20 protein-coding genes and 1 pseudogene are annotated in these 23,452 nt (G+C 61.5%); 10 read left to right on the top strand and 11 right to left on the bottom strand.

Annotation, left to right across the window (positions count from 1 at the left end):
* Window positions 1–16: 16 nt before the first annotated feature.
* The 4 genes from HU755_RS08015 (at window position 17) to HU755_RS08000 (ending at window position 2,829) form a co-directional block, all read left to right on the top strand.
* The gene (locus tag HU755_RS08015) at window positions 17–754 is read left to right on the top strand and encodes an ABC transporter substrate-binding protein (protein ID WP_186631317.1); all 738 of its coding nucleotides are present in this window, start codon (window positions 17–19) and stop codon (window positions 752–754) included.
* 241 nt (window positions 755–995) lie between these two features.
* Entirely contained in the window at window positions 996–1,613 is a 618-nt protein-coding gene (gene ribA / locus HU755_RS08010) for a GTP cyclohydrolase II (protein ID WP_186546753.1), read from the top strand.
* The gene (locus tag HU755_RS08005) at window positions 1,610–2,029 is read left to right on the top strand and encodes an MFS transporter (protein ID WP_186631314.1); all 420 of its coding nucleotides are present in this window, start codon (window positions 1,610–1,612) and stop codon (window positions 2,027–2,029) included. Before ribA ends, HU755_RS08005 begins: the two co-directional genes overlap by 4 nt.
* Window positions 2,029–2,829, top strand: coding sequence for a cobalamin-binding protein (locus HU755_RS08000; RefSeq protein ID WP_186631311.1), 801 nt, complete (start codon window positions 2,029–2,031; stop codon window positions 2,827–2,829). The genes HU755_RS08005 and HU755_RS08000 overlap by 1 nt, the downstream gene beginning before the upstream one ends.
* Window positions 2,830–2,967: 138 nt before the next feature.
* On the opposite strand, the gene HU755_RS07995 is transcribed toward HU755_RS08000, so the two are convergent.
* From HU755_RS07995 to HU755_RS07980, 4 genes are all read right to left on the bottom strand, one after another.
* Window positions 2,968–4,851 (bottom strand): TonB-dependent receptor, encoded by a 1,884-nt coding sequence (locus HU755_RS07995; protein ID WP_186631308.1) that lies wholly within the window; start codon window positions 4,849–4,851, stop codon window positions 2,968–2,970.
* A gap of 166 nt (window positions 4,852–5,017) precedes the next feature.
* Window positions 5,018–6,916: a 1-deoxy-D-xylulose-5-phosphate synthase gene (gene dxs, locus HU755_RS07990; RefSeq protein ID WP_186631305.1), complete on the bottom strand. Its 1,899-nt coding sequence runs from the start codon at window positions 6,914–6,916 to the stop codon at window positions 5,018–5,020.
* 91 nt (window positions 6,917–7,007) lie between these two features.
* Window positions 7,008–7,895, bottom strand: a complete 888-nt coding sequence (gene ispA / locus HU755_RS07985) for a (2E,6E)-farnesyl diphosphate synthase (RefSeq protein WP_186631302.1) — start codon at window positions 7,893–7,895, stop codon at window positions 7,008–7,010.
* Window positions 7,892–8,134, bottom strand: coding sequence for an exodeoxyribonuclease VII small subunit (locus HU755_RS07980; RefSeq protein WP_003228627.1), 243 nt, complete (start codon window positions 8,132–8,134; stop codon window positions 7,892–7,894). Before HU755_RS07980 ends, ispA begins: the two co-directional genes overlap by 4 nt.
* A 489-nt stretch (window positions 8,135–8,623) precedes the next feature.
* Between HU755_RS07980 and HU755_RS07975 the strand changes: the two genes are divergently transcribed.
* From HU755_RS07975 to HU755_RS07950, 6 genes are read left to right on the top strand one after another with little or no spacing between them, the layout of a single operon-like run.
* Window positions 8,624–9,415 carry a YfaP family protein gene (locus HU755_RS07975; RefSeq protein WP_186631299.1) on the top strand — a complete coding sequence of 264 codons (792 nt, stop codon included), beginning with the start codon at window positions 8,624–8,626 and terminating at the stop codon, window positions 9,413–9,415.
* Between the two features lie 35 nt (window positions 9,416–9,450).
* Window positions 9,451–11,163 (top strand): DUF2138 domain-containing protein, encoded by a 1,713-nt coding sequence (locus HU755_RS07970; protein WP_186631296.1) that lies wholly within the window; start codon window positions 9,451–9,453, stop codon window positions 11,161–11,163.
* The gene (locus HU755_RS07965) at window positions 11,148–11,798 is read left to right on the top strand and encodes a DUF1175 domain-containing protein (protein WP_186631411.1); all 651 of its coding nucleotides are present in this window, start codon (window positions 11,148–11,150) and stop codon (window positions 11,796–11,798) included. Before HU755_RS07970 ends, HU755_RS07965 begins: the two co-directional genes overlap by 16 nt.
* On the top strand, window positions 11,795–16,369 hold the full coding sequence (locus tag HU755_RS07960) for an alpha-2-macroglobulin (RefSeq protein WP_186631414.1): 4,575 nt from the start codon (window positions 11,795–11,797) through the stop codon (window positions 16,367–16,369). Before HU755_RS07965 ends, HU755_RS07960 begins: the two co-directional genes overlap by 4 nt.
* Before the next feature lies 1 nt (window position 16,370).
* Window positions 16,371–17,990, top strand: coding sequence for a DUF2300 domain-containing protein (locus HU755_RS07955; protein WP_186631293.1), 1,620 nt, complete (start codon window positions 16,371–16,373; stop codon window positions 17,988–17,990).
* A gap of 3 nt (window positions 17,991–17,993) precedes the next feature.
* Window positions 17,994–18,806 (top strand): YfaP family protein, encoded by an 813-nt coding sequence (locus HU755_RS07950; RefSeq protein WP_186631290.1) that lies wholly within the window; start codon window positions 17,994–17,996, stop codon window positions 18,804–18,806.
* 44 nt (window positions 18,807–18,850) lie between these two features.
* On the opposite strand, the gene HU755_RS07945 is transcribed toward HU755_RS07950, so the two are convergent.
* The 7 genes and pseudogenes from HU755_RS07945 to HU755_RS07915 form a co-directional block, all read right to left on the bottom strand.
* Window positions 18,851–19,936 (bottom strand): macro domain-containing protein, encoded by a 1,086-nt coding sequence (locus tag HU755_RS07945; protein WP_186631287.1) that lies wholly within the window; start codon window positions 19,934–19,936, stop codon window positions 18,851–18,853.
* Window positions 19,933–20,016, bottom strand: a pseudogene (locus HU755_RS07940) (DUF4433 domain-containing protein); the annotation flags it as partial. The gene HU755_RS07945 and the pseudogene HU755_RS07940, both read right to left, overlap by 4 nt.
* Window positions 20,017–20,086: 70 nt before the next feature.
* Window positions 20,087–20,383, bottom strand: coding sequence for a type II toxin-antitoxin system RelE/ParE family toxin (locus HU755_RS07935; protein WP_186631284.1), 297 nt, complete (start codon window positions 20,381–20,383; stop codon window positions 20,087–20,089).
* Window positions 20,373–20,612: a type II toxin-antitoxin system RelB/DinJ family antitoxin gene (locus HU755_RS07930; RefSeq protein WP_039761862.1), complete on the bottom strand. Its 240-nt coding sequence runs from the start codon at window positions 20,610–20,612 to the stop codon at window positions 20,373–20,375. Before HU755_RS07930 ends, HU755_RS07935 begins: the two co-directional genes overlap by 11 nt.
* Window positions 20,613–21,036: 424 nt before the next feature.
* Window positions 21,037–21,783 carry a helix-turn-helix transcriptional regulator gene (locus HU755_RS07925; RefSeq protein WP_186546768.1) on the bottom strand — a complete coding sequence of 249 codons (747 nt, stop codon included), beginning with the start codon at window positions 21,781–21,783 and terminating at the stop codon, window positions 21,037–21,039.
* A gap of 216 nt (window positions 21,784–21,999) precedes the next feature.
* Window positions 22,000–22,527 (bottom strand): inorganic diphosphatase, encoded by a 528-nt coding sequence (ppa, locus tag HU755_RS07920; RefSeq protein WP_003205933.1) that lies wholly within the window; start codon window positions 22,525–22,527, stop codon window positions 22,000–22,002.
* Between the two features lie 112 nt (window positions 22,528–22,639).
* Window positions 22,640–23,452, bottom strand: coding sequence for a zinc-dependent peptidase (locus HU755_RS07915; RefSeq protein WP_186619517.1), 813 nt, complete (start codon window positions 23,450–23,452; stop codon window positions 22,640–22,642).

The raw sequence follows: 23,452 nt of genomic DNA, 5'->3' as shown, positions 1-23,452 counted from the left end.
AGTGAGGGGCAGATTGATGGTGCGACATTGGTTGGCGCTGCTGGTGCTGGTAGTGCAGGGCGCCGTTGCTCAAGCGCAGGAGGCCGCGCCTTTGCCTGCGGTGATCCATCTGGCCAGCGAAGACTGGGAAGACTATACGGCTGCCGACGGCCATGGTCTGGCCTGGGACGTGTTGCGCAAGGTGTTCGAACCGGCCGGGGTCCAACTGGACATGCGCACGGTCCCGTACACGCGCTCGGTGGGGCTGGTGCAATTGAAGGAAGTCGACGCGCTGGTCGGCTCCTACCGTGACGAAGCCGAGCACGTCCTGTACCCGCAGTGGAATTTCGACTCCGACCATATTTACGCCCTCGGCCTGGCAAGTCATCCCCAGCCGACCCCGGCCACGCTGGGCCAGTATCGGCTGGCCTGGGTACGCGGTTACCGCTATGAAAATTACCTGCCGAACATCAAACGCTACAACCAGATCGAACGGCGTAGCGGCATTCTGTCGATGCTCAAGCAGGGGCGCGCGGATTACTACATCGATGCGCTGACCGAGGTGGAAGCCGTGGTGCGCAACGCCGCCGACCCGGCTCAGTATCGTTATTCGCATCTTGCCGAGTTGCCGCTGTTTCTCGGATTCGCCGACACCTCGCAGGCCCGGGCGCTGATGGCGCTGTATGACCGGCGCATGGCAGAACTGGTGAAGAGCGGGGAGTTGAAGCCGATCTTCAAGAAGTGGCAGCAGCCGTATCCGTTCAACCCGAACTGAAGCTGACCACATCCCCTGTAGGAGTGAGCCTGCTCGCGATAGCGGTCTGTCAGTCAGATACAGATGATAAGTCAGACCGCTATCGCGAGCAGGCTCACTCCTACAGGGGGGCGATCAGGGTGGCATTGTCATCAAACTTTTTGATCGTTATGCCCGATAATTCAGCCTAAGCGTCGGCAGGAAGCTGCTGTTACAATGCCGGCCTGCGAATTTTCAGAATTTTTAGATCAGGAGCACACTGGTGCCTGTCGTCTTTGTTGCCGCTTGCAAGCTGCCAACGCCTTATGCGCAATTCACCATGCACGGGTTTCTCGATGAAAGCACCGGCCGCGAGCACGTCGTGCTGAGCCTGGGTGAAATTGCCGACGGCGCTCCGGTACTCGGCCGTTTGCATTCCGAATGCCTGACCGGCGATGCCTTGTTCAGCCAGCGTTGCGACTGCGGCTCGCAACTGGACGCCGCCCTGCAGGCGATCGCCCGCGAAGGCCGTGGCGTGCTGCTGTACCTGCGCCAGGAAGGGCGCGGCATCGGTTTGCTGAACAAGATTCGCGCCTACGAATTGCAGGACGGCGGCGCCGACACCGTTGAAGCCAACGAGCGTCTGGGCTTTGCTGCCGATCAGCGCGACTATGCGATGTGTCTGCCGATGCTCGAGCACTTGGGCGTGAAATCCCTGCGTCTGATGACCAACAACCCGCGCAAGGTCAAAGCTTTGACTGACATGGGCATCGTCGTCGCCGAGCGCGTGCCGCTGCACACCGGCCATAACCCGCACAACAAACTCTATCTGGCGACCAAGGCCAGCAAGCTCGACCACATGATGGGCAACGAGCATCAGGGCGAGGTCGATCGCGCGTGACTCGCGGTCAGGTTCGGCGGCGGTTGTCGGTGACCTGGTGGCAATACCTGGCGCTGGCCCTGCTGCCGCTGTTCGTGCTCAACGCGCTGTTCGGCGAAGGCCAGGGCCTGCTGCCGGTGCTGGCGATGCCCCTGTTTATCGCCGGCGTCGCCTCGATGTTTGTCAGCCTGAAGTATTTCGGTCGCTACAAACACGCACTGATCGCCACGCAAAAAGCCCTCGATACCACCGATGAACCCGCCGCCTGGATTGCCCTCGCGGCGTGCCGGCGCACGGCGTTCCTGGTGGCATCTTTGCCCGCGTGGATCGGTGCTCTGGCGGTGTTCGTCGGTCTCGAAGCCGTATCGCTGATGCTGCTGGCGTTGTCCACCGCCGTGCTGTTCTACCTCTACCGTATTCCGCGTCAACTCGGTTGATGCACCGTCTGTGCCTGGCGATTCTGCTGCTTGCCCTGAGCAGCCCGGCGCTGGCCGCGTTGCGTGTGGTCAGCCTCGCACCGTCGCTTTCCGAAATCGTCGTTGAGCTGGATTCCGCCGACCTGCTGGTCGGTGTGCTGGACGCTGGCGAGCGGCCGGCACCGATTGCCGATATTCCTTCTGTGGGCCGCTATGGCCAGCTCGACATGGAGCGCTTGCTCAGCCTCACACCTGATCTGTTGCTGCTCTGGCCCGGCAGCGTCGGCCCGGCACAGCGTGATCAATTAAAGCGTCTGGGCATCCCGACCTTCGTCGCCGAGCCGCACACCCTGGACCAGCTCACCGCGCAGATCGAAGCCATTGCCCGACAACTCGGCCGGCCTGAGCGTGGCGTCAAGCGCGCAGCCGAACTGCGCCAGACACTCGATGCCCTGCGCCAACGCTATCGCCGTGACGTGCCGTTGCGGGTGTTTTATCAGGTCTGGGACAAGCCGTTGTACACCGTCGGTGGCGGGCAGATCATCAGCGATGCGTTGCAGGTGTGCGGGGCGCGCAATGTGTTCGATGATCTGAATTTGCCGGCGCCGCAAGTGAGTGTGGAAGCGGTGTTGCAGCGTGATCCCGAGGTGATTCTGGCTGGCGATCAGGCGCAGCTTGAGGCGTGGAAGGTGTGGCCGCAGGTGGCGGCTGTGAGGCAGGGGCGGTTGTTGCGGGTCAGCGATAAAGGTCTTGAAAGACCGAGTGGTCAGATGATCGAGGCAACGGCCAAGCTTTGCCGGTTGATCGCGCCTGACCGGTAGACCGCGTCGCCTCCATTCGCGAGCAAGCCCGCTCCCACATTTGATTGGTTTCAACCATGAATCTGAGGTGCAACCGAGATTCATTGTGGGAGCGGGCTTGCTCGCGAAAAGGCCAGTCAATCCAGCACAAATCAAGGATCAGAGTTCAGGTGTCCAGGTCACGCCGAACATCCACGCCCGGCCTTCCTCGCGATAGCCATACTGTCCGCCGTCATAACTGTAATTCGCCCGGCTGTAACCCTTGTCCAGCAAGTTATCCACCTTCAAATCGAGCTTGATCTCACGGTTCAGCGCCCAACTGCTGCGCAGCCCGAGCGTACCGTAGCCGCCCAGCGGCTGGGTGTTGTTCAAATCGTCGTAACTGCCGCTGACCAGTTGCCAACTGGCGCCCAGCCCCAATCGATCAAACTGCCGATCCAGATCCCAACTGGCCGTACGCCGTGCTCGTCGCGCCAAGGTATGGCCGCTGTCACGATCACGCGGATCGATGATCGACACGCCGAGATTGCTCTGCCAGCCGAACAGCTCCTGTTTCAGCGCCGCTTCAAAACCGTTGATTCGTGCCGAAGCGACATTCTGCGGACGTGAGTTGCTGCCGAAGATGATCGCGTCTTCCAGGTCGGTGCGATAAATCGAGGCTTCCAGGCGGGTGTTGTCATTCAACTGACTGCGCCATTGCAGCTCGTAGCTCTTCGAGGTTTCCGGTTTCAGCTTCGGGTTGCTGAAATCGGGGTAGTACAAGTCGTTGAAGGTCGGCGCACGAAAACCTTCGCTGTAGCTCAGCAGTACGTCATTGTCCGGATTCAGCGGCAGGGTGAGGGTGCCACTCCAAGTGTTCTGGCTACCGAATTGTTGATTGTCGTCATGGCGCAGGCCGATCTCGGTGGAGAAACTGTCGGCCTGATAGCGATGCTGGATAAACGCTGCGCGATTCCAGCGGCTGTCCTCGTCGAACGCAGTGCTGCTGTTGACCCGGTCTTCGTACCAGTCGCCGCCGAGGATGAGGCTGTTGCGTGCGTCGAGCGTCAGGTCGTTCTGCCAGTTCACCGAGTCGCGGTAGGTGTTGAATACGGTGCGCTCGTCGCTGAGCTTGTCGAACGTCTTTTCGCGGTTTTCGCTATGGCCGAACTCGAGGCGGGTTTTCCAGGTTTCGTTGACACGGGCATCGATATAACTGCTGAGGCTGCTGACATTGAAATCGCTGTACGGCTGCTGTTGCACCGACTCGAATGTGTCCATGTCGAAGCGGCCGAACGGGTTGTCGAATTCGCTTTTGCCACGGTTATCCAGCAGATTGGCGCCGACTTCGATGTTCTCGGTCAGCGCGTGGCTGAGGCTCAGGCTGAGGGATTTGTTGCGGTAGGCGTCGTCATCGCCGTCGCTGGGATATGAGTCGTGCGTGCGATCGATTCCAGCGGTTTCATCGAGGCTGGCGCCGAGGTTGAAACGGGTTTTCTCATCGCCGCCGGACAGGCCGAGGCTGCGCTCCCAGGTTTGATGGCTACCGAAGCCGAGGTGCAGGCGCGGCTGCAAGCCTCGCTCGGTGCCACGCCGGGTGAAAATTTGAATCACCCCGCCAATCGCATCGCTGCCGTAAATCACCGAGCGCGAGCCGCGCAGCACTTCGACGCGTTCGATCTGCTCGATGTTCAGATGTTGCAGATTGCTGTCGCCGGACGTTGAGTTGCCGATGCGCTGGCCATCGACCAGCACCAGGCTTTGCGCCGACTGCGTGCCGCGAATGTAAACCCCCGGCAGACTGCCGCGCCCGCCAGCCTGCGCTACTTGCACGCCGGGAACGCGGCGCAGCAGATCAGGCACGTCGCTCGGTTGCAGGCGATCAATGTCTTCGCGGGTGAACACGGTGTTGGCGGCGCTGCTGTCGTTGCGCGCTTCTACCTGACGGTTGGCGCTGATCAGTGTGTCGGGGAGCTTCAGCGCCTGATCGCGTTCGAACGTGTCGGCGAGAGCGTTGGCGGCGGGCAGCAGCAGGAAGGGCAGGGCGAGGCGCGAGAGGTTCATCGTTGATCCGTGAGAAGCTTCAGGTGTACACAAAACTTTCTGTTTCCACAAAACACTGTGGGAGCGGGCTTGCCCGCGAAGAGGCCGGCACATTCAAGATCAATGTTGAATGTGCCAACGCCTTCGCGGACAAGCCCGCTCCCACAGGAGATGTGTGTTTTCCGACTTAACGGTTAAGCAAGTCCAGCCGCTGGCGAATCGACGCTTCGATCCCGGCCTCATCCAGCCCGCACTCGGCAAGCATCTGCGCCGGTTTCGCGTGCTCGACATAGATATCCGGCAAGCCCAGATGCAGCATCGACTTGAGGATGTTCTCGCGGGCGAGGAATTCGCTGACCGCGCCGCCGGCGCCGCCCATGATCGCGTTTTCTTCGATGGTCACCAGCAACTCGTGGCTACCGGCAATCTCGCGCACGAGCGCTTCATCCAGCGGTTTGACGAAACGCATGTCGACCACGGTGGCGTCGAGCTTCTCGGCGACTTTCAAGGCTTCGCTCAGTTGTACGCCAAACACCAGCATGGCGACCTTGCTGCCTTGGCGACGGACGCTGCCCTTGCCGATTTCGATCGGCTCGAGGTCTTTGTCGATAAGCGCGTTCGGGCCGCTGCCGCGCGGATAACGCACCGCCGCCGGACCGTTGTAGAGGTGGCCGGTGGTGAGCATTTTGCGCAGTTCGTTTTCGTCGCTCGGGGTCATGATGACCATGCCCGGGATGCAGCGCAGGTACGACAGATCGTAGCTACCGGCGTGCGTCGGGCCGTCCTCGCCGACCAGACCGGCGCGGTCGATGGCGAACAGTACGTCGAGGTTCTGTACGGCGACGTCATGCACCAACTGGTCGTAACCGCGTTGCAGGAACGTCGAATAGATCGCCACCACCGGTTTTGCGCCTTCGCAGGCCATGCCGGCGGCGAACGTCACCGCGTGCTGCTCGGCAATCGCCACGTCGAAATAGCGCTCGGGGAAACGCTCGCTGAACGCCACCAGATCCGAGCCTTCCTTCATCGCCGGAGTGATCCCGACCAGACGGGAGTCAGCGGCCGCCATGTCGCACAGCCACTCGCCGAATACCGCCGAATACTTCGGCCCGCCGGCGGCTTTTGGCGCAGCGGCCGGGGCGTCCAGCGGTTCGAGTTTGGTGATGGCGTGGTAACCGATCGGGTCGACTTCCGCCGGGGCGAAGCCTTTGCCTTTCTTGGTGACGATGTGCAGGAACTGCGGGCCTTTGAGATCGCGCATGTTGCGCAGTGTCGCGATCAGGGTCGGCAAATCGTGGCCGTCGATCGGGCCGATGTAGTTCCAGCCCAGTTCTTCGAACAGCGTGCCCGGAACCAGCATGCCTTTGGCGTATTCTTCGGTGCGCCGGGCGATTTCCCAGGCGCCGGGCAGGCGCGACAGGACTTTCTTGCTGCCCTCGCGCATGCTCGCGTAGGTGCGGCTGGAAAGGATCTTCGCCAGATAATTGGACAGCCCGCCGACGTTGCGCGAGATCGACATGTCGTTGTCGTTGAGGATCACCAACATGTTGGCGTTGACTTCCGGCGCATGGTTCAGCGCCTCGAAGGCCATGCCCGCGGTCAGTGCGCCGTCGCCGATCACGGCGATGGCCTTGCGCTCGCTGTCTTGCAGGCGGGCGGCAATCGCCATGCCCAGCGCGGCGCTGATCGAGGTGCTGGAATGACCGACGCCGAAGGTGTCGTACTCGCTCTCGGAGCGACGCGGGAAAGCGGCGATGCCGTCCTTCTGACGCAGGCTGCCCATGCGTTCGCGACGGCCGGTAAGGATTTTATGCGGGTACGCCTGATGACCCACGTCCCACAGCAACCGGTCGTCCGGCGTGTCGAAGACGTAATGCAGCGCGATGGTCAGCTCGATCACGCCCAGGCCGGCACCGAAATGCCCACCGGTCTGACCGACCGTGTAAAGCAATTCCAGGCGCAACTCATCGGCCAGGGTTTCCAGCTCGGCTTCGCCTAACCGGCGCAGGCCGTCCGGCGTGTTCGCGCGGTCGAGCAGGGGCGTGGTCGGGCGCTTGCGGGGAATCTCATGAAACGTCGTGGGCATCAGGCGAATCGTTATAGGTATAAAAGATGCGGCAGTTTACCTGATGCATCGTCCCCTGCCCACGCGTTGGTCTTTTTTGGCCGATACGCCGTCAGTTGCGCCGCTCGACGATATACCGGGCCAACTCGCGCAGCGGCTCGGCTGCCGCGTCAAACGGTCGCAGGGCGTGCAGCGCCTGATCGCGCAGTTCCAGCGCGTAAGCCTTGGCGGCGTCGAGGCCGAGCAGGGCCGGGTAGGTCGGCTTGTCCCGAGCGATGTCGGCGCCCTGGCGCTTGCCGAGCGTGGCGGTATCGCTTTCGACGTCGAGGATGTCGTCCTGCACCTGAAACGCCAGACCGATGGCCTGTGCATAGGTCTGCAACGCTTGAAGCTGATCGGCCCCGGCATGCCCGCTGGCCAACGCGCCGAGTCTGACGCTGACTTCGATCAGCGCGCCGGTCTTGTGCCGGTGCATCTGTTCAAGCGCTTTCTGATCGAGTTTGAGGCCGACCGAACCGAGGTCGATGGCCTGGCCGCCGACCATGCCCGCCGGGCCTGCGGCCTGCGCCAGCGCAGTCACCATTTGCAGGCGGACATCGCTGGGGCAATCACTCAGGCGCGGGTCGAGCAGGGCGCTGAAGGCCAGGCTCTGCAAGCCGTCACCGGCGAGAATCGCGCAAGCTTCGTCGAATTTCTTGTGCGTGGTTGGCTGGCCGCGACGCAGATCGTCGTCATCCATCGCCGGCAGATCGTCGTGCACCAGCGAGTAGGCGTGGATCAACTCGACCGCGCATGCCGCGCCGCTGGCCTGTTCGGCCTGGCCGCCGAGCGCCTCGCACGCGGCGTAAGCCAACAATGGACGCACGCGTTTGCCGCCGTTCATCACGCTGTAGCGCATGGCTTCGTAGAGCCGCGCCAGCTCCGGCAACGGCGCGTTGAACAAGGTCTCCAGCGCCGCGTTGACCCGGGCCTGACTGGTCGCCGAATACGCTGCAATCATTCTGGCTGTTCCGCGTCGAAGGGTTCCTCGGCGAGCTCGCCATCGCGCTCCAGCAGCACCTGCACCTTCTGCTCGGCTTGCGCCAGCGCTGCCTGGCAGTCACGGGTCAGGCCGATACCCTGCTCGAAAGCGGTCAGCGAGTCTTCCAGCGACAATTCACCGTTCTCCAGACGCTCGACCAGTGTTTGCAGGTCGGCGAGGGACTGTTCGAAATCCAGTGCAGCTTTTTTGCGGGCCATGGCGGCAATTTCCGGTAGACGTTAAACCGGCGCGACACTAGCAGATAGGGGGGGTATGGGCAAATGAGCGGGCCTTGCCGCGGCTTAACCCTGTGGCGAGGAGCTTGCTCCCGCTGGGTTGCGCAGCGACCCCAGAACCAGCCACCGCGATCAACAGGTGAACCGTGGTTGGCGGTCGGGGCCTGCTGCGCAGTCCAGCGGGAGCAAGCTCCCTCGCCACGTGATTTGTGTTGATTCAGGAACGTTCAGGCTTATTCGGCTCATTTTGTGAGCCGAATAACTTCACTATTCGGCTCACGGCTCTCAACTGTGCAAGTTTCCTACAGCAATCACACCTGTATCCGATTGTTAAAAAACTGCCGAATCGCTAATCTTCGCGCCTTCTACGGCCCGACAGTCTCGGGCTATTCAGACGAAACGCAGTTCACCGCTGTGAAGCGCCGAGGATCGGGTGCAAGGTTTCGTTCAAGGCATGGCAGGAGGCGTCACATGCGTTCATTTCCTTTGCTGCTGATCGGCCTCGCCTGCGCGCCTGCGCTGTGGGCGGCGCCGACTGCAGAATTGTCCGAGCCGGTCGGCGGCTGGCGCTATCACGGCTTGCTTGATCGCTCGGAAAGCCTGCAGGTCGCTTATCCGACGCCGCCGATCGATCGCGGCATTCAGCGCAATCGCACGATGATCCAGGGCCAGCTCAAGGCCATCGGGCACATCCGCCCGCCGCACAGCCTCGCCGTAAACGGCAATCCATTGAATCTGTACACCGACGATCAGGGGCGTTTTGCCCGGCCGTACGCGTTCGGCGCCGGTTCCAACAGCGTCGAAGTGATCAGCGCCGACGGTCAGTCGCTCAAGCGCGTGCAATTTTACGAAGCCAATAACCTGCGCACGCCGGCGCGGATTCGTCTGGTCCTGGGCTGGGACGATCCGAAAGCCGAGCTCGATCTGCATATTGTCACCCCTGATGGCCAGCATGCGTTCTGGGCGCGGCCGGCGCTGAGCAATGGCGGCGGTCTCGATCCGGATGGCGTCGACGGCCCCGGCCCTGAAATGTTCACCATGACCGCGCCGTTGCACGGCACCTATCTGGTCTACGTCAACTATTGGGGCAACTTCGGCAACGGCGGCTATAACTTCGAGGAGACCAGCAACCAGAACGAGGTGATCACCTCGCAAATCACGTTGGTGCTCAACGAAAACACCGTCGACGAAAAACGCGAAACCTTCATCGTGCCCCTGCGGGCGATCGGTGATCTGCTGCTGGTCAAGACTTTCAACTATTAAGCATCCCGCCACGGATGAACTCGGATGTTGTGAACATGAGCGATAACACTGTGACCCAGGCTGCCGCGACACCCGCGGCCAAACCTTCGCGGCGCTGGCCGTTGGTACTGCTTGGCCTGTGCCTGGTGGCCGGCGTGGCGGGCGGTTTCGGCTGGCTGCTGCTCAAGCCCAAGACGCCGCCAGAGGAACTTGCGAGCGACAAGCTTGGCCTCAGCCGTCCGGATGCCTTGCTCGAAACTCGCTCGCTGAGCCAGTTGCCCAAGGACCTGCTGACGGTGCCGTTCCTCAAGGCCACGCTGACCGAAGACTTCGTCTTCTATTACGAAACCCACGCCGATCGCCTCGGCCTGATCGGCAGCCTGCGCCGGATCGTCTACGAGCATGACCTGAAGTTGCAGGACAGCCTGATCGAGCAGCTTTTCGATCAACCGGCCGACGTCGCGCTGTGGCGTGGCGCCGATGGTCGCCTGAAGGATTTTCTGCTGGTGATGGATCGCGGCGGGCTGGCGAAGCTGCTCGAGCCGCTGGCAAAAGTCGCGCTGGATGACACCCAGCTCAGCGTCTTCGCCAATCTCAAGGTCGGCGGCGACGAGGTGCCGTTGTATCAGCTCAGCTACAGCGCCAGTAAATCACTGCTGTTCGCGTCCCGCGGCGACAAACTGGTGGTGCTGTCCAATCCGGCCAAGTACTACGACCCGGAGAGCGGCGTGTCGCAAGAGCCCGGCCACGTCTCGGCGCAAGCGCTGGAGGCGCTGCTCAACGGCGAAAAACTCTTCCCCGAAGCGTTCGGCTTGCCGGCGAAAAGTCCGGAAACCAAGCAGCGCCTGTCGGTCAATTCCAGTGTCCTTGCCATGGGCTACCAGCGCTTCATCCCGAATTTCGCCGGGCTGCGTTTTGACATGGACGACAAGGGCTGGCACAGCTACCTGGCCATGGATGAGCTGGAAAACCAGCCGGACTTCGATTTTCAACCGGTCTGGCAAGCGATGCCATTGGGCGCAAGCGCCTGCGTGACCCTGCCGGTGGCGGCCGAGCCGCAGAAGCCGTTATTGATCAAGCTCGGCGCCGAAGAAGCCGTGGCGCAGACACTCACCGAACACGTGGCCGGCGCGGCGGGCCTGTGCTGGTACGCCGATTCGCGGCTGTACACGCCGTTGCTGGTTGCCAGCCTCAAAGATGAAGACAGCGGCAAACTCGACGGTGATCTCGGCAAACTGTTCGGCTCGATGGTTGGCGCATTCGAGGCCAACGTCGCCGAAAACGTATTTCCGGTGGTTGAGAAACAAGAAGGTCAAAACCACGTCTGGCAGCGTCAGGTCAGCTCCAGTTTCGGCCCGTATGCGGCGAAGACTGCCGAGAACCCGGACGCCATCAGCGGCCGCGCGTTCATGAAAGTCAGCCTCGCCCGTCACGGCTCGACGCTGCTGTTTTCCCTCGACGACAAGCTGATCGACAAAGCCCTCGGCACCCTCGACAAGCGCTTCCCGCCGATGGCCGACGTGTTGCCCAAAGATGTGCTGATGCCGATCTACTTCGGCCCGGACGCCATGGCGCAACTGATGCAGCGCGAAACTCTCGACAGCCTGCCGCAGGACATGGAACCGGTGTTCTATAACGCTGCGCAAACTTACCTGATGCCGAAACTGCGCACCCTCGGCGGCTACGGCAAATATGCCCTGACCTTGCCCGAAGGTAGCGAGCCTGACGGTCACTGGCAATGGTTGCCACTGGAATGGAAAGCGCTGTGACCGCACTGATCCGCAGCCTCGGCCTGCTCGCGCTGCTGTTGAGCGCAGGTGCCCGCGCGGTGCAAGCGCCGGCGCTCGATCCTGCGCAGTCGCAGGTGTTCCGCGCCTGGTTCGTGCGCATCGCCCAGGAACAACTGAGCCAGGGGCCGAGCCCGCGCTGGTATCAGCAGGATTGCGCCGGACTGGTGCGCTTCGCTGCCAACGAAGCGCTGAAAGTCCACGATGACAAATGGCTGCGCAGCAATGGCCTGTCCAACCGCTATCTGCCGCCGGAGCTGTCGCTGAGCGACGAGCAGCGCAAGCTCGCTCAACAATGGCAGCAGGGCGGCGGCAAGGTCGGGCCCTACGTCAACGCGATCAAATTGATCCAGTTCAACAGCCATCTGGTCGGCCGCGATGTGTCGCGGGCGCGGCCCGGTGACTTGATGTTTTTTGATCAGGGCGACGACCAGCACCTGATGATCTGGATGGGTCGCTACATCGCCTATCACACCGGCACCACCACCCCCACTGACAACGGCATGCGTTCGGCAAGCCTGCAGCAACTCATGACATGGAAGGACACCCGATGGATACCCGACGCAGCCAACCCCAACTTCATCGGCGTCTATCGACTCAACTTTCTCTTCCAATGACCGGTGCCCGCATGTTGCGACTCTGCTCCCGAATCCCTTTGCTGCTGGCGCTGTTGCTGCCACTGGCGACCGTGAATGCCGACGATTCGGTCGAGCCCAGCGGCTACACGCCGGTGTCCGGCGAAAGCTTCTTTCTGCTCGCCGACAGCAGTTTTGCCAGCGATGAACAGGCGATGGTCCGGCTTGAAGCGCCGGGTCGCGATTACCGGCGCTTTCGCATGGAACCCTACGGCGGCGCCGACATTCGCGTATATCGCATCGACAAGCCGCTGGACTTTCTCAAGCGCCAGAAGAACCTGCACCGCGTCGTCAGTGACGGCCAGTTCAAGGGCGAAGGCCTCTCCAATACCCTCGCGTATCTGTGGGACAACTGGTACCGCAAATCCCGCCGGGTGATGCAGCGTGCGTTCTCCTACGAATCGCGCAAACAGGTCACTGAAGAAGTCCCGGAACTGAAGATGGGCGACGCCATGGTCGCGCCGACACCGTACGACGCTCAGCCGCAATTCGCCTTGATTCCGGGTCTGCCGGTGGTCAGCCAGTTCCGTTATCCGCTGTGGCAGGCCAAACCGATCCAGCCGCCGGCCGGGGTCAATCTGGCCGGCTCGTCGAGTGATTTTGTCAGCGTTGCGCCCGGGAACGTTTACATCCCGCTGGGCAACCTGAAACCGGGGCTGTACCTGGTCGAAGCACTGATCGGCAAGTACCGCGCGACGACTATGGTGTTCGTCTCCAACACCGTTGCGGTGAGCAAGATCGCCGGTGATGAACTGCTGGTCTGGGCCGCGCGCAAACACGAAGGCAGTTCGGTATCCAGGGTCAATGTGCTGTGGACCGATGGCCTCGGCGTGATGAGCAGCGGTGCCACCGATGCTGACGGCCTGCTGCGCCTGAAACACGTCAGCCCCGAGCGTTCGTTTGTCATCGGCGAGGACGAAGAGGGCGGGGTGTTCGTCTCGGAAAACTTCTACTACGACAGCGAAATCTACGACACCAAACTCTATGCCTTCACCGACCGGCCGCTGTATCGCCCGGGCGATTGGGTGTCGCTGAAAATCGTCGGTCGCGAGTTCAAGAATGCGCGTGATTCGGTGCTGCCGGGCGCGGCGGACGTCAGCGTCAGCGTGCTGGATGCCACCGGCACCGAGCTGCAAACCCTCGACCTGAAGCTGGACTCCAAGGCCGGTACGCAAGGCCGTTTCCAGTTGCCGGACAACGCCGTGGCCGGTGGTTACGAAATCCGCTTCAACTACAAGGATCAGGCCTACAGCAGTGCCTTTCGCGTGGCCGAATACATCAAGCCGCACTTCGAAATCTCGCTCAACCTGGCGAAGCAGGATTACCGCACCGGTGAGCCGGTCAAAGGCAGTCTGGTGCTGCTTTACCCGGACGGCAAACCGGTGGCCAACGCCAAGCTGACGCTGGGCCTGCGCGCTCAGCAACTGTCGATGGTCGACAACGAGCTGCAATACCTCGGGCAATTCCCGGTAGAACTGAGCAGCACCGAACTGACCACCGACAGCAAAGGCAACGCCAGCCTCGACCTGCCAGCGGCGGATAAACCGAGCCGCTACATGCTCACCGTGTTCGCCAGCGATGGCGCGGCGTATCGGGTCAAGACCACCAAGGAAATCCTCATCGACCGAGGCGCCGCGAGTTTCCGCCTGAGCGCGCCACAGCGTTTCAGCGCAGTCGGCGACAAGGTCGCGTTCAGCTATGCCAACGAGGGCGGCACCGAACAAGGCAAAGCGGTTGTCCCGAGTACGTATGGCTGGGTTCGGCTGGAGGACCAAAGCACGGGCGAAGGCAAACTCACCGCGACTGACAAAGGTTTCAGCCTCGCGTTCGAGCGTCCGGGTACTTACAACCTGACGCTGAAGGACCAACACGGCCGCGTCCTCGGCGCCACCGGCCATTCGGTCACTGGCGACGGTGTGAAAGCGGTGCCGGGTACGGTGGAAATTGTCCTCGACAAGCCTGAATACAAGGCCGGCGAAGAAGCGCTGGCGCTGATTACCTTCCCCGAGCCTGTCAGCGATGCTTTGCTGTCGCTGGAGCGCGACAAGGTCGAAGCCACCGCGCTGCTGGCCAAGGGCGGCGACTGGCTGAAGCTGGAAAAACTCAGCGACACTCAATACCGCGCACGCATCCCGGTGAAGGACAACTTCGCCCCCAACCTGACCTTCTCGGTGCTCTATACCAAGGGCGGCCAATACAGCTTCCAGAACGCCGGGATCAAAGTGGTCGCGCCGCAAATCGACGTGGTGATCAGCACGGACAAAGCGGTATACCTGCCGGGTGACACCGTTACGGTTGATCTGACCACTCAGTTCGCCGGCAAAGCCATTCCCGCGCACCTGACCGTCAGCGTGGTCGATGAAATGGTCTACGCGCTGCAACCGGAAGTCGCGCCGACCATCGACCAGTTCTTCTATCACCCACGGCGTAACAACGTGCGCACCAGCGCCAGCCTGTCGTTCATCAGTTACGACGTGGCGCTGCCGGGCAGCCCTGGCGCGCCGGGCAAAGCCAATCGCAGCGAGCGCGGAGTAAAAGTGCTGGAGCGGCCGCGTCGCGAAGACGTCGACACCGCTGCGTGGCAACCGGAGTTGCTGACCGGCGCCGACGGCAAAACCCGCTTCACCTTCAAGATGCCGGACTCGCTGACCCGCTGGCGCATCACCGCCCGCGCCATTGCCGATGACGGTCAGGTGGGGCAGAAGAAACAGTTCGTCCGTTCGGAAAAACCGCTGTACCTGAAATGGAGCGGGCCGAGCAAATTCCGCAAGGGCGATCAGCCGCAACTGGGCGTGTTTGCTTTCAGCCAGGCCGAGAAACCGGTCAAGGCTGAGCTGGTCACTCACTACGCGGGTGCCGAACAGCGCCTGCCGGTGACCCTGAACAGCGGCATCAATTACCTGCCACTGCCGGCGTTCGCCCTGGCCTCTGGCGAGTGGACCGCGCAACTGGTGCAGGACGGCAAAGTCGCCGATGCCCTGGCCGTGCGTCTGAGCGCGATTGGGGATGGCTGGCAAATGACCCAGACGCAAAGCCTCGATGTGGTCAGCGGCGACACGCCTTTGCATCTGGCGGCGGATGCCACGGACATTCGCCTGCGTCTGGACGACAGCCCGCAAGCGCTGTTCCGTTCGGCCCTCGACGATCTGCTCAGCTACCCGTACGGCGGCGTCGAACAGACGGCCAGCCGTTTGCTACCGCTAAGCATCGCCTACCCATCGTTGGCCTCGAATCCGCAGACTCGCGATCGCTTGCGCCTGATCATGCAGAACAGCCGCTTGCGTCTGGTGCAACTGGCCGGGCCGTCGGCGAGCTTCACCTGGTGGGGCTACGACGGCGAGCCGGATGCATTCCTCACCGCGTATGCCTATTACGCCGACTGGAACGCCAGCCGCGTACTCGACCTGACCCTGCCGCCGGAGCATTGGCAGCGGGTGCTGGAGGTGTACGCCAGGCAGGCGCCGAACACGCCGTTGCTGCAACGGGCGCTGATTCTGTCGTTCGCCAAGCAGATGCAGTTGCCGGTGACCACGTTGCTCAGTGGTCTGATCGACGATCTGGCCAAGGCCGGTGAAGGCAGCGCCGAGACCTTGCTCGACGATGGTCAGGACAGTCTGGTGATGAACGATCCGGATTCGGCGCTGGGTCTGGCGGCGGCACGGGTGTTGACCGCTGCGTTGGCCACGCAGGCGAAAGTCGCTTTGCCAGATGCGTTCAATCGTCAACTGGGCGCAGCGCAACAACGTCTGGCGGTCAGTTCGCAGCCGTTTGTCGAAGCGCTGAACCTGTCGCTGCAGCCGTTCGATCAGGCTCGCGCAACGGCGTTGCTGCAACGACTGCTGCCGCAGCAATCGACGCTGGAGCGGGCACTGGCGCTGACTTGGCTGCAACGCAGCATCGCCCAGGCGTCGCCGACCATCGCGCTGATGCCCGGTGAAGGCTGGAAGAAAAATTACGGTGCCAGCGGCGAGATGTACTGGACATGGCAGGGCGCGACGCCGCAGCCGAGCGTGCTGACCGTGTCCGGTACTCAAGAGCGGCCGCTGCGCGCGGCGCTAAGTTTCCAGACTCAACAGCCGCCACGCGATCCGATGGCCGTGACCATCACTCGGCGTCTGTCTCGACTGGTCCCGGGCGACGAAGCGTTCACCTTCAAACTGGAGCCGGTCGGCAGCAAGCCGCTGTCCAGCGACAGCCTGTACCTGGACGAAGTGATCCTCACCAGCAAAGCGCCGCAACCCCTGCGCTACGGCATGCTTGAAGTGCCGCTGCCGCCCGGCGCCGATGTTGAGCGCACCACGTGGGGCATCAAATTGCAGGGCAAGGACGGTACCGAACCGACTGCGCTGGAGAAAGCGAAATTCGAACCGGGACAACTGGCCTACGCGGTGCCGGTGGATGCGCTGAGCGGCGAATTGCGCCTGCGCCATCTGGTGCGCTTCTCGCAGAAAGGTCAGTTCAACCTGCCACCGGTGCGCTTCAGTCAGGTTTACGCACCGCAGCATCAGGCCCAGGAAGCGAAAGCCGCCCTCGGTCAGGTCACGGTCAACTGACATGCGCCGGCCGCTGCTGTGGCTGTTGTTCTGGGCGATGCCTGCGTTGGCAACGGCGCAGGACGCGCCGTTGCGCGTCGCTTATAAGGGCGAGCTGTTGTCGTTGAATCAGACGCAAGTGATCGCGCGCGAAGCGTTGCCAGCGTCGTTCGATGCACCGTTGGGCAGCTTGTGGAAGCTGTTTGTCTACGCGTGGCTGGTGGACAACGGCGCGCGTGAGCCTGCTTACGAATGTCGCGGGCAGTCGAAGGAAGAGGTTTATTGCTGCTCGGCGGGCGGCCGGATCGAGCGTGATCAGGCGCTGGTGAAGTCCTGCGGTTTGTATTTCGAGCCGGCGCGATTGGCCATTGCAGCGACAGACTGGCGCGCGTATTGGCAGGCGCGGCAGGCGCCAGCCTGGCTGCTCGACTTGTCGTCGGTGCAACCGGCTACTCGGGTCACTGTCGCCGATTTGCTCAAAGTGCTGGCTTCGATGCCGGCTCAAGATCAGATGCGCCGCGTGCTGCTTGATGTCGTGCTGAGCGCAGCGGACGGCAATGTCGTCGGTGAGTTGGGCGGGCGTTTGCGGGTGAAAACCTGGAGCTGGCTCGGCGATCAGGATGCGCAATCGCGCCAGGGTGGATTCGCTGGCTGGACCCACGACGGCGCGCCAATCTGGGCGGGTGGGCGTGGCACCAGTCAGAGAGTGTTGCGGCATTACGGGCAGGCGCTGGCGAGCGTTTTGCCGACGGCTTGGCCAGCGGACGCAGGGCGTTGTGTGGAAGTCGGGCTGTTCGCGAAATATCCGCTGTCCAAGGTTCTGGCGGGTGATCGTGTGGCGACGGCTGGTCCGTTGCGCGGCGACTACCGTGTCGAATTCGCCAATGGCAACGCGCTGGATATCCACAGCGACGGCGAACTGTTTCTGCTCAACGACAAACTCGTCGCGAGGCTTGATCGCGAAGAGTACGTCGCTCGCGTCCTCGAACGCGAAGCCAAACCCGAACCCGCCGAAGCGGCCAAAGCCCTCGCCGTCGCCATCCGTACCTACCTGCTGCAAAACGCCACGCGTAACGGCGAATGCCTGAGCATCGACGACAGCAGCAGTCGCCAACGTGTCGCCCCGCGCCCGGCCTCCAGCGAGTCACGCCGCATCGCCGCCTGGACCGCCGATCTGGTCCTGGCCGGCAGCACCGTCACCTATCACTCCGACCAGCCCGGCCCGGACAAGCTCGCCTGGCAGCAAGCTGTCGCACAAGCCAACGCTGGGCAGCGCTACGACGCGATTCTGGTGCACGCCTATCCACGCGCCAGTCTCAGCCGCTGGGACAACCCGGTCGCCTCCTGCGAAGCGTTACCCGCCGCGCAGGACTGGCTGCAGAAAAAACGACGCGGCTGGCGTCCGAAGCTGGAAAGCGAAACCGGCTACAACGAAGTCAGCGCGTTCGCCGTGTGCAAACTCGCCTTCGGCCGGCCCTTTGTCGACCGCGAACGCCAGCGCATTTACGTGCGCGGCGTGCTGACTCTGCAAGATCGCCTCGATCTGACCCACGAATATCTGCACCTGGCCTTCGAAGCACACCCCAACGGCCAGGATGAAACCTACATCGAAGGGCTCGCCCGTCACCTCTTGCTGGAATAGACCATGACACTCCGTTATCCACAGGTCTTGCTGCTGCTCTGTGCCCTCAATGGACTGCCGCAGGCTTTTGCTGCCGACGGCGTCAAACTCGACACCCCGGTCGGCGGCTGGCGCAGCGGCGCACCGGACGGCGAGGGCGAAAGCTTCCGGCAGACGGTCAACTACCCGGCCTCGTCGGTCAACACCCCGCTCGGCCAGTCCAACACCGCGCGGATCAGTGGCCAGATCAAAGCCATCCCCAAGAACAACGAGCCCGGCCGGCTGATCGTCAACGGCGTCAGCATGCCGCTGAAAGTCGACCCAACCGGCCGCTTCGACCGCCCGTTCTCCTTCCCCAACGGCAGCAACAGCGTCGAAGTCCGCAGCCCCGACGGCCAACAGCGCCACCGCACCCAGTTCCTCAACGCCCGCGGCGGCTCCACCCCGGCCAAGCTCCGCGTCCTGCTGGCCTGGGACAGCGACGGCACCGACCTCGACCTGCACCTCATCACCCCTGACGGCGCCCACATCTGGTACGGCAACCGCAGCGCCGCCAACGGCGCCGCGCTGGACGTCGACGTCACCACCGGCTACGGCCCGGAAATCGCCGCCATGCCAGCGCCGATCAAAGGCCAGTACCTGGTTTATGTGAATTATTACGGTGGCGGGTATCGCGGGGATGACGAAGGCGGGGATGAAGCGGTGCAGGCGCTGACGACGGCGCAAGTGACAGTCATCACAGAAGAGGGCACGCCTAGCGAGAAGATGGAGACGTTTCTGGTGCCGATGCGGGCGGTGGGGGAGTTGACGTTGGTGAAGTCGTTTAGTTATCCGTGACGGAATTGGGCAGCAGGTTGCTGCCCAATTTTATCGAGCGTCTTTCAGGCCGCTAATCCAGGCCGGAAAGTACCGGATGTCAGGCGCTTGAGCGCAATATCAAGGGCCTGATCATCGAACAGTTTGCTCTTGCGAGCCGCAGCCCCTGCGCCACCGTCCCAATGCTTCAATGCTTCGCGTAGCGCTGGAACAGTTGCAGATACCCCTTCCTGGCTCAACAACCAATCGACCGTGGCCAATAACTCCATACCGAATGGCGATTCAAAACCGTCAATCAGTTGAGCCGTACGTTCCAACGCTTGCAAATATGCCTTGGCCTCAGTCTTGAGATACGTTTGTAAAAACGCTTTGCGATCTTGATCAAACCAGATCACATCATTAATGCCTGCGTCGCTGATGCGCTTGTCACAGTGCAGATAGCTGCCATCGAGGTTATCAAGCAGGTGTTCCAGCCGGTTGGCGTACGGGCCATATTTATGTGCGACGAACTTCAGGTTCAAAGGGTTCTGGGTATCTGGCAACTGCTCGATAGCGCGCTCAAGAAACCAGGCGAGCTTCTGAATCTCCAGCAGACTGCACTCCATGCCTAAAACCCAGTAGCGACGAACCAGTTCGGCGATAAGCGCTCGGGCTGGCGTGAGCTTTTCTACGCCCGCGCGTTTGGCGACATTCAGGTACTGATTGGACGGCTCGAATACCAAAACATCAGCGTCCAGGTCCCCCAACACTTCGACAATCTGTTCACGGACTTCAGGCCACTTCAAACCGCCGTTACCAGCACCTAACGGTGGAACCGCAACGGATTTCACATCGTTTTCAAGCAGGAACCGCCGCAGGTCATGCAAACCTTCGGTGATCCACGCCATTTGCGACGGCGACCGCCAGTGGCGCTTGGTGGGGAAGTTCACGATCCAGCGAGGGCCATCGAGTTCGTTGGTGGCGGTCACATGCATTTTGCCGGTTTCTACTTCCCCGGCCTTACACGCCGCTGCATACACTCGGTAATTCTGCGCAAAGCGCTCTTTGAACATCAATGCGATGCCCTTGCCCATCACACCCACAGTATTCACCGTGTTGACGAGGGCTTCGGTTTTGGCTTCCAGCAGGTTGCCTTGGGTGAATCTGATCATTGGAAATACCATTTGGGACGCGCATGGACAGGCAACGTCAGGCCTCTGGCTGCGACGTCTGGTTCTATGGATGTACGCGTTGGACTTTTTACAAATGATCAGCCCTTTGCACCTCGGTAGCGTGCGTCCGACAAATGGCATTTTTCGAAATCAGGCTCGGGATGGCAAGCGATCTTGCGCAACCTCATAGGCCGCCTCTCGCTCGCGTTTGCCAATAGCGACCACGAACACCAGGACTTCCTGATCGAGTACCTGATAGATCAAGCGATAACCGGCGCTATTCAATTTGACTGTGTAGCAGTCTGGTAGCTCGCGAAGCCGATTGGCTTCGATTCGAGGATTTTCCAAGACCTCAGCCAGTTTCTTTTTGAACTGTTGGCGAACCGTATCGCCCAGCTTGTTCCACTCCTTTAATGCACGTCGATCAAACTCAAGCTCATAAGTCATCCAGACTCACCTTGACCCGCTGAGGGGATGCAAGACGTTCGGTGACTACGGCAATCAGCGCTTCATCTTCTTCACTGAGCAGCGCCGCTTTGAAGGGTAACTTGCCCCGCTCGGCTACATATTGAAGAGTCTGGCGCAGCAGCTCTGAAGGCGTGACGCCGAGCTTTTCGAGTTCGGCGAAGGAGCGCTGTTTCAGATCATCATCGATGCGGATGTTGATGGAAGCCATGATGGAATACCTGTAATGACGGTTGTCGTTACGGTAACAAGAGCCTCGCGTTCCCGACAAGTGAGAATTCAAGTTCCGGACGGTAGGCGTAGGCTTTCTGCAGGCATTAAAAAGCCGGCTTGTGGCCGGCTTCTCGGGGACTGGCTTGGTTTATTTTTGGTAAACCGCGCCAGCCTTCAAAACGTACATCCGGATCTGCGTCCGGCTGTGGGACTTGGTCAGACGTTGGTCTGCCGCGTCGGGCGTCATCTGAGCCGCTGGGCGGGTCGATGCGCAAATGTGGGGCGCAGGATACTGAGTTTTGCTTTGGATTCCCAGCCTCAAGTGCGGGTTAGAGCGACTGAAGGGGTACGAACTCTGGATTTGTACCGGTTTTCAGGGCCTGTTCGCGAGCAGGCTCGCTCCCACAGGTTCCAGCGCAGAATCATAGAAACGGCACCACCGGCCTGCGCTTGCCAAGCGTTGACCACCAGAACACCCAGCCCAGAATATGGATCCTCTGCTCCTCGATCTGCGCCGGCCGGAAAACCTCGTCGGGGTATTCGGCGCTGTTGTGGCTGCGCATGCGCAGGCCGTTGCCGGGCATGCGGTGAAGGTATTTGATGCGCAGCATGCCTTCGTGTTCGACGGCGTAGATTTCGCCGTCGACGACCTGGGTCAGGCCGCGGTCGATGGCGACGATGGAGCCGTCTTCGATGCGTTCGGCCATGCTGTTGCCGATCATGTGGGCGCAGATGGCGTTGGCGTGTTTGATGTCGAGTTGGTCAAGGTGGGCGCGGGGCAGGCGGATGGACTGATCCGGGTCGAGGATGACCTCGGTTTTGCCGCCGCCGTTGGCAATGGGGGCTTCCTTGAAGAACGACAGGTCGATGTCGCTGGGGTTGACGACCGTGTACACCCCACGAATGGCCTGGGCATCGAACGTGTCGCCATTGCTCGCCGGAGCATGCAGGCGCGGGATGTCCTTGACGCCTTCTCCGGTCTTCAGCCAGTCACTATTGACCGACAGCAGGCGTGAGACTTCTTCCATGCGATACGCCGGGACGCCCCGGGTGTACCAGTTATGAACGTTTTGGGCTTCCGTGCCCCAGAACTTTGCGAAATCCGTGGTGCTGATGTTCGCTGCTTCCAGGAGTGCCCTGAATCGTGGACCGCTAGTGTTCTTTCTCATAAACACGAGTCTACGGGCGGGCTAGAGCGGTTTGAATAAACTCGGCGTTCAAAAAATGGCTGTATTTTGCGACTGGATGTAAGACTTGCTTGTGGGAAATTAAACAGATTAAAACCGTATGCTGAATTTTAAACATTCTGTTTAACGAAGTTTTCCAGGCACAAAAAACCCCGGAGTTCCGGGGTTTTCGTCAAGCCTCACGCGAAGCGCAATGGCTTAGCCTTTGTAGGCGGCAACCGACTTGGTGATCGCTTCGCGGGCGGCGTCTGCACCGGCCCAGCCTTCGATCTTGACCCATTTGCCTTTTTCGAGATCTTTGTAGTTCGCGAAGAAGTGCTCGATCTGCTGGATCAGCAGGGGTGGCAGGTCGGTGTATTCCTTCACGTCGACGTACAGCTGGGACAGCTTGTCGTGTGGCACGGCGATGACTTTGGCATCGCCGCCGCCGTCGTCGGTCATGTTCAGGATGCCGACCGGACGGGCACGGATAACCGAGCCTGGGGCGACCGGGTAAGGGGTCACGACCAGCACGTCGAGGGGGTCGCCATCGTCAGCCAGGGTGTTCGGGATGTAACCGTAGTTGGCCGGGTAGAACATCGGGGTGGCCATGAAACGGTCAACGAACAGGCAATCGCTGTCTTTGTCGATTTCGTATTTGATCGGCGCGTGGTTGGCCGGGATCTCGATCGCGACGTAGATGTCGTTCGGCAGGTCTTTGCCAGCCGGAATCTTGCTGTAGCTCATTGGGCGTTGCCCCCGTAGTTGACCAAAAAAACCTGGTCGGATTGACCAAAAAGTGGCGGCGATTATAGGCATATTCTGCCGCGTACGCCATGTGCCGAAAGTCGTGCAGAACTCAGGCGTGCGCCTGATAGACCGGGTCCGAGGCCTGAAGTTGCCGCAACCTGCCCAACGGGTCCTGACGGTAGAAAAGCTGCAGTTGCGCATACACCCGTGGATAGGCCTCGTGGAGCAGATCCGGGGCGCTGAAAAAGTACTCGCTGGTGACGGCGAAGAACTCGGCCGGGTTCTCGGCGGCGTAGGGATCGATGGCGGTTTCGGCGTCGGGATCGTGGTCGAGTTGGCGGTTGAGGTCGTCGTAAGCCGCTTGCATCACCTCGGCCCATTCGCTGACGCGCATGTCGGCGTGCAGTGGCGGCAGGCCGTTGGCATCGCCGTTGAGCATGTCGAGTTTGTGCGCGAGTTCGTGGATCACCAGGTTGTAGCCGTCCCAGCCACCGCTGGCCATTACGCCGGGCCAGGCCAGGATGACCGGCCCTTGCTGCCAGGCTTCACCGCTGTGTTCGCCGTCCCATTCATGCTCGATGCCGCTGGCATCGCGATGGCGTTGCGGGCTGAGGAAGTCGTCGGGATACAGCACGATCTCGTGAAAGCCCTGATACCAATTCAAGTCGCCCAGCCTGAGCAACGGCAGTTGCGCCTGGGCGGCGAGCAGCAGGCGTTGTTCCTGATGCAGTTCGACGCCGGGCAGGGCGCTCAGGTGCTTGTCGTGGAGAAACAACACGCAGGCTTCACGCAGCCAGCGGTCTTCGTCGGCGTTGATGCCGTCGAGAAAGCTCAGATGGTGGCGTACCCGTTGCCACAGGTCGTCGGCAATCGGGTGTTTCGCCAGGAGGCGCCGGCGACGCCAGGCGCTCAGGGACCACAT

This window comes from Pseudomonas sp. SWRI111 (assembly GCF_014268555.1).
Taxonomy (GTDB): domain Bacteria; phylum Pseudomonadota; class Gammaproteobacteria; order Pseudomonadales; family Pseudomonadaceae; genus Aquipseudomonas; species Aquipseudomonas hamedanensis.
Note: the sequence above shows the minus strand (reverse complement) of the source record. Positions and strands in the feature narration are given on the sequence as shown.

Excerpts from the sequence above, each read along its gene's own strand:
- HU755_RS08015 (WP_186631317.1), top strand. The coding sequence starts at position 17 with ATGGTGCGACATTGGTTGGCGCTGCTGGTGCTGGTAGTGCAGGGCGCC.
- HU755_RS08000 (WP_186631311.1), top strand. The coding sequence starts at position 2,029 with ATGCACCGTCTGTGCCTGGCGATTCTGCTGCTTGCCCTGAGCAGCCCG.
- HU755_RS07995 (WP_186631308.1), bottom strand. The coding sequence starts at position 4,851 with ATGAACCTCTCGCGCCTCGCCCTGCCCTTCCTGCTGCTGCCCGCCGCC.
- dxs (WP_186631305.1), bottom strand. The coding sequence starts at position 6,916 with ATGCCCACGACGTTTCATGAGATTCCCCGCAAGCGCCCGACCACGCCC.
- ispA (WP_186631302.1), bottom strand. The coding sequence starts at position 7,895 with ATGATTGCAGCGTATTCGGCGACCAGTCAGGCCCGGGTCAACGCGGCG.
- HU755_RS07980 (WP_003228627.1), bottom strand. The coding sequence starts at position 8,134 with ATGGCCCGCAAAAAAGCTGCACTGGATTTCGAACAGTCCCTCGCCGAC.
- HU755_RS07975 (WP_186631299.1), top strand. The coding sequence starts at position 8,624 with ATGCGTTCATTTCCTTTGCTGCTGATCGGCCTCGCCTGCGCGCCTGCG.
- HU755_RS07970 (WP_186631296.1), top strand. The coding sequence starts at position 9,451 with ATGAGCGATAACACTGTGACCCAGGCTGCCGCGACACCCGCGGCCAAA.
- HU755_RS07965 (WP_186631411.1), top strand. The coding sequence starts at position 11,148 with ATGGAAAGCGCTGTGACCGCACTGATCCGCAGCCTCGGCCTGCTCGCG.
- HU755_RS07960 (WP_186631414.1), top strand. The coding sequence starts at position 11,795 with ATGACCGGTGCCCGCATGTTGCGACTCTGCTCCCGAATCCCTTTGCTG.
- HU755_RS07955 (WP_186631293.1), top strand. The coding sequence starts at position 16,371 with ATGCGCCGGCCGCTGCTGTGGCTGTTGTTCTGGGCGATGCCTGCGTTG.
- HU755_RS07950 (WP_186631290.1), top strand. The coding sequence starts at position 17,994 with ATGACACTCCGTTATCCACAGGTCTTGCTGCTGCTCTGTGCCCTCAAT.
- HU755_RS07945 (WP_186631287.1), bottom strand. The coding sequence starts at position 19,936 with ATGATCAGATTCACCCAAGGCAACCTGCTGGAAGCCAAAACCGAAGCC.
- HU755_RS07935 (WP_186631284.1), bottom strand. The coding sequence starts at position 20,383 with ATGACTTATGAGCTTGAGTTTGATCGACGTGCATTAAAGGAGTGGAAC.
- HU755_RS07930 (WP_039761862.1), bottom strand. The coding sequence starts at position 20,612 with ATGGCTTCCATCAACATCCGCATCGATGATGATCTGAAACAGCGCTCC.
- HU755_RS07925 (WP_186546768.1), bottom strand. The coding sequence starts at position 21,783 with ATGAGAAAGAACACTAGCGGTCCACGATTCAGGGCACTCCTGGAAGCA.
- ppa (WP_003205933.1), bottom strand. The coding sequence starts at position 22,527 with ATGAGCTACAGCAAGATTCCGGCTGGCAAAGACCTGCCGAACGACATC.
- HU755_RS07915 (WP_186619517.1), bottom strand. The coding sequence starts at position 23,452 with ATGTGGTCCCTGAGCGCCTGGCGTCGCCGGCGCCTCCTGGCGAAACAC.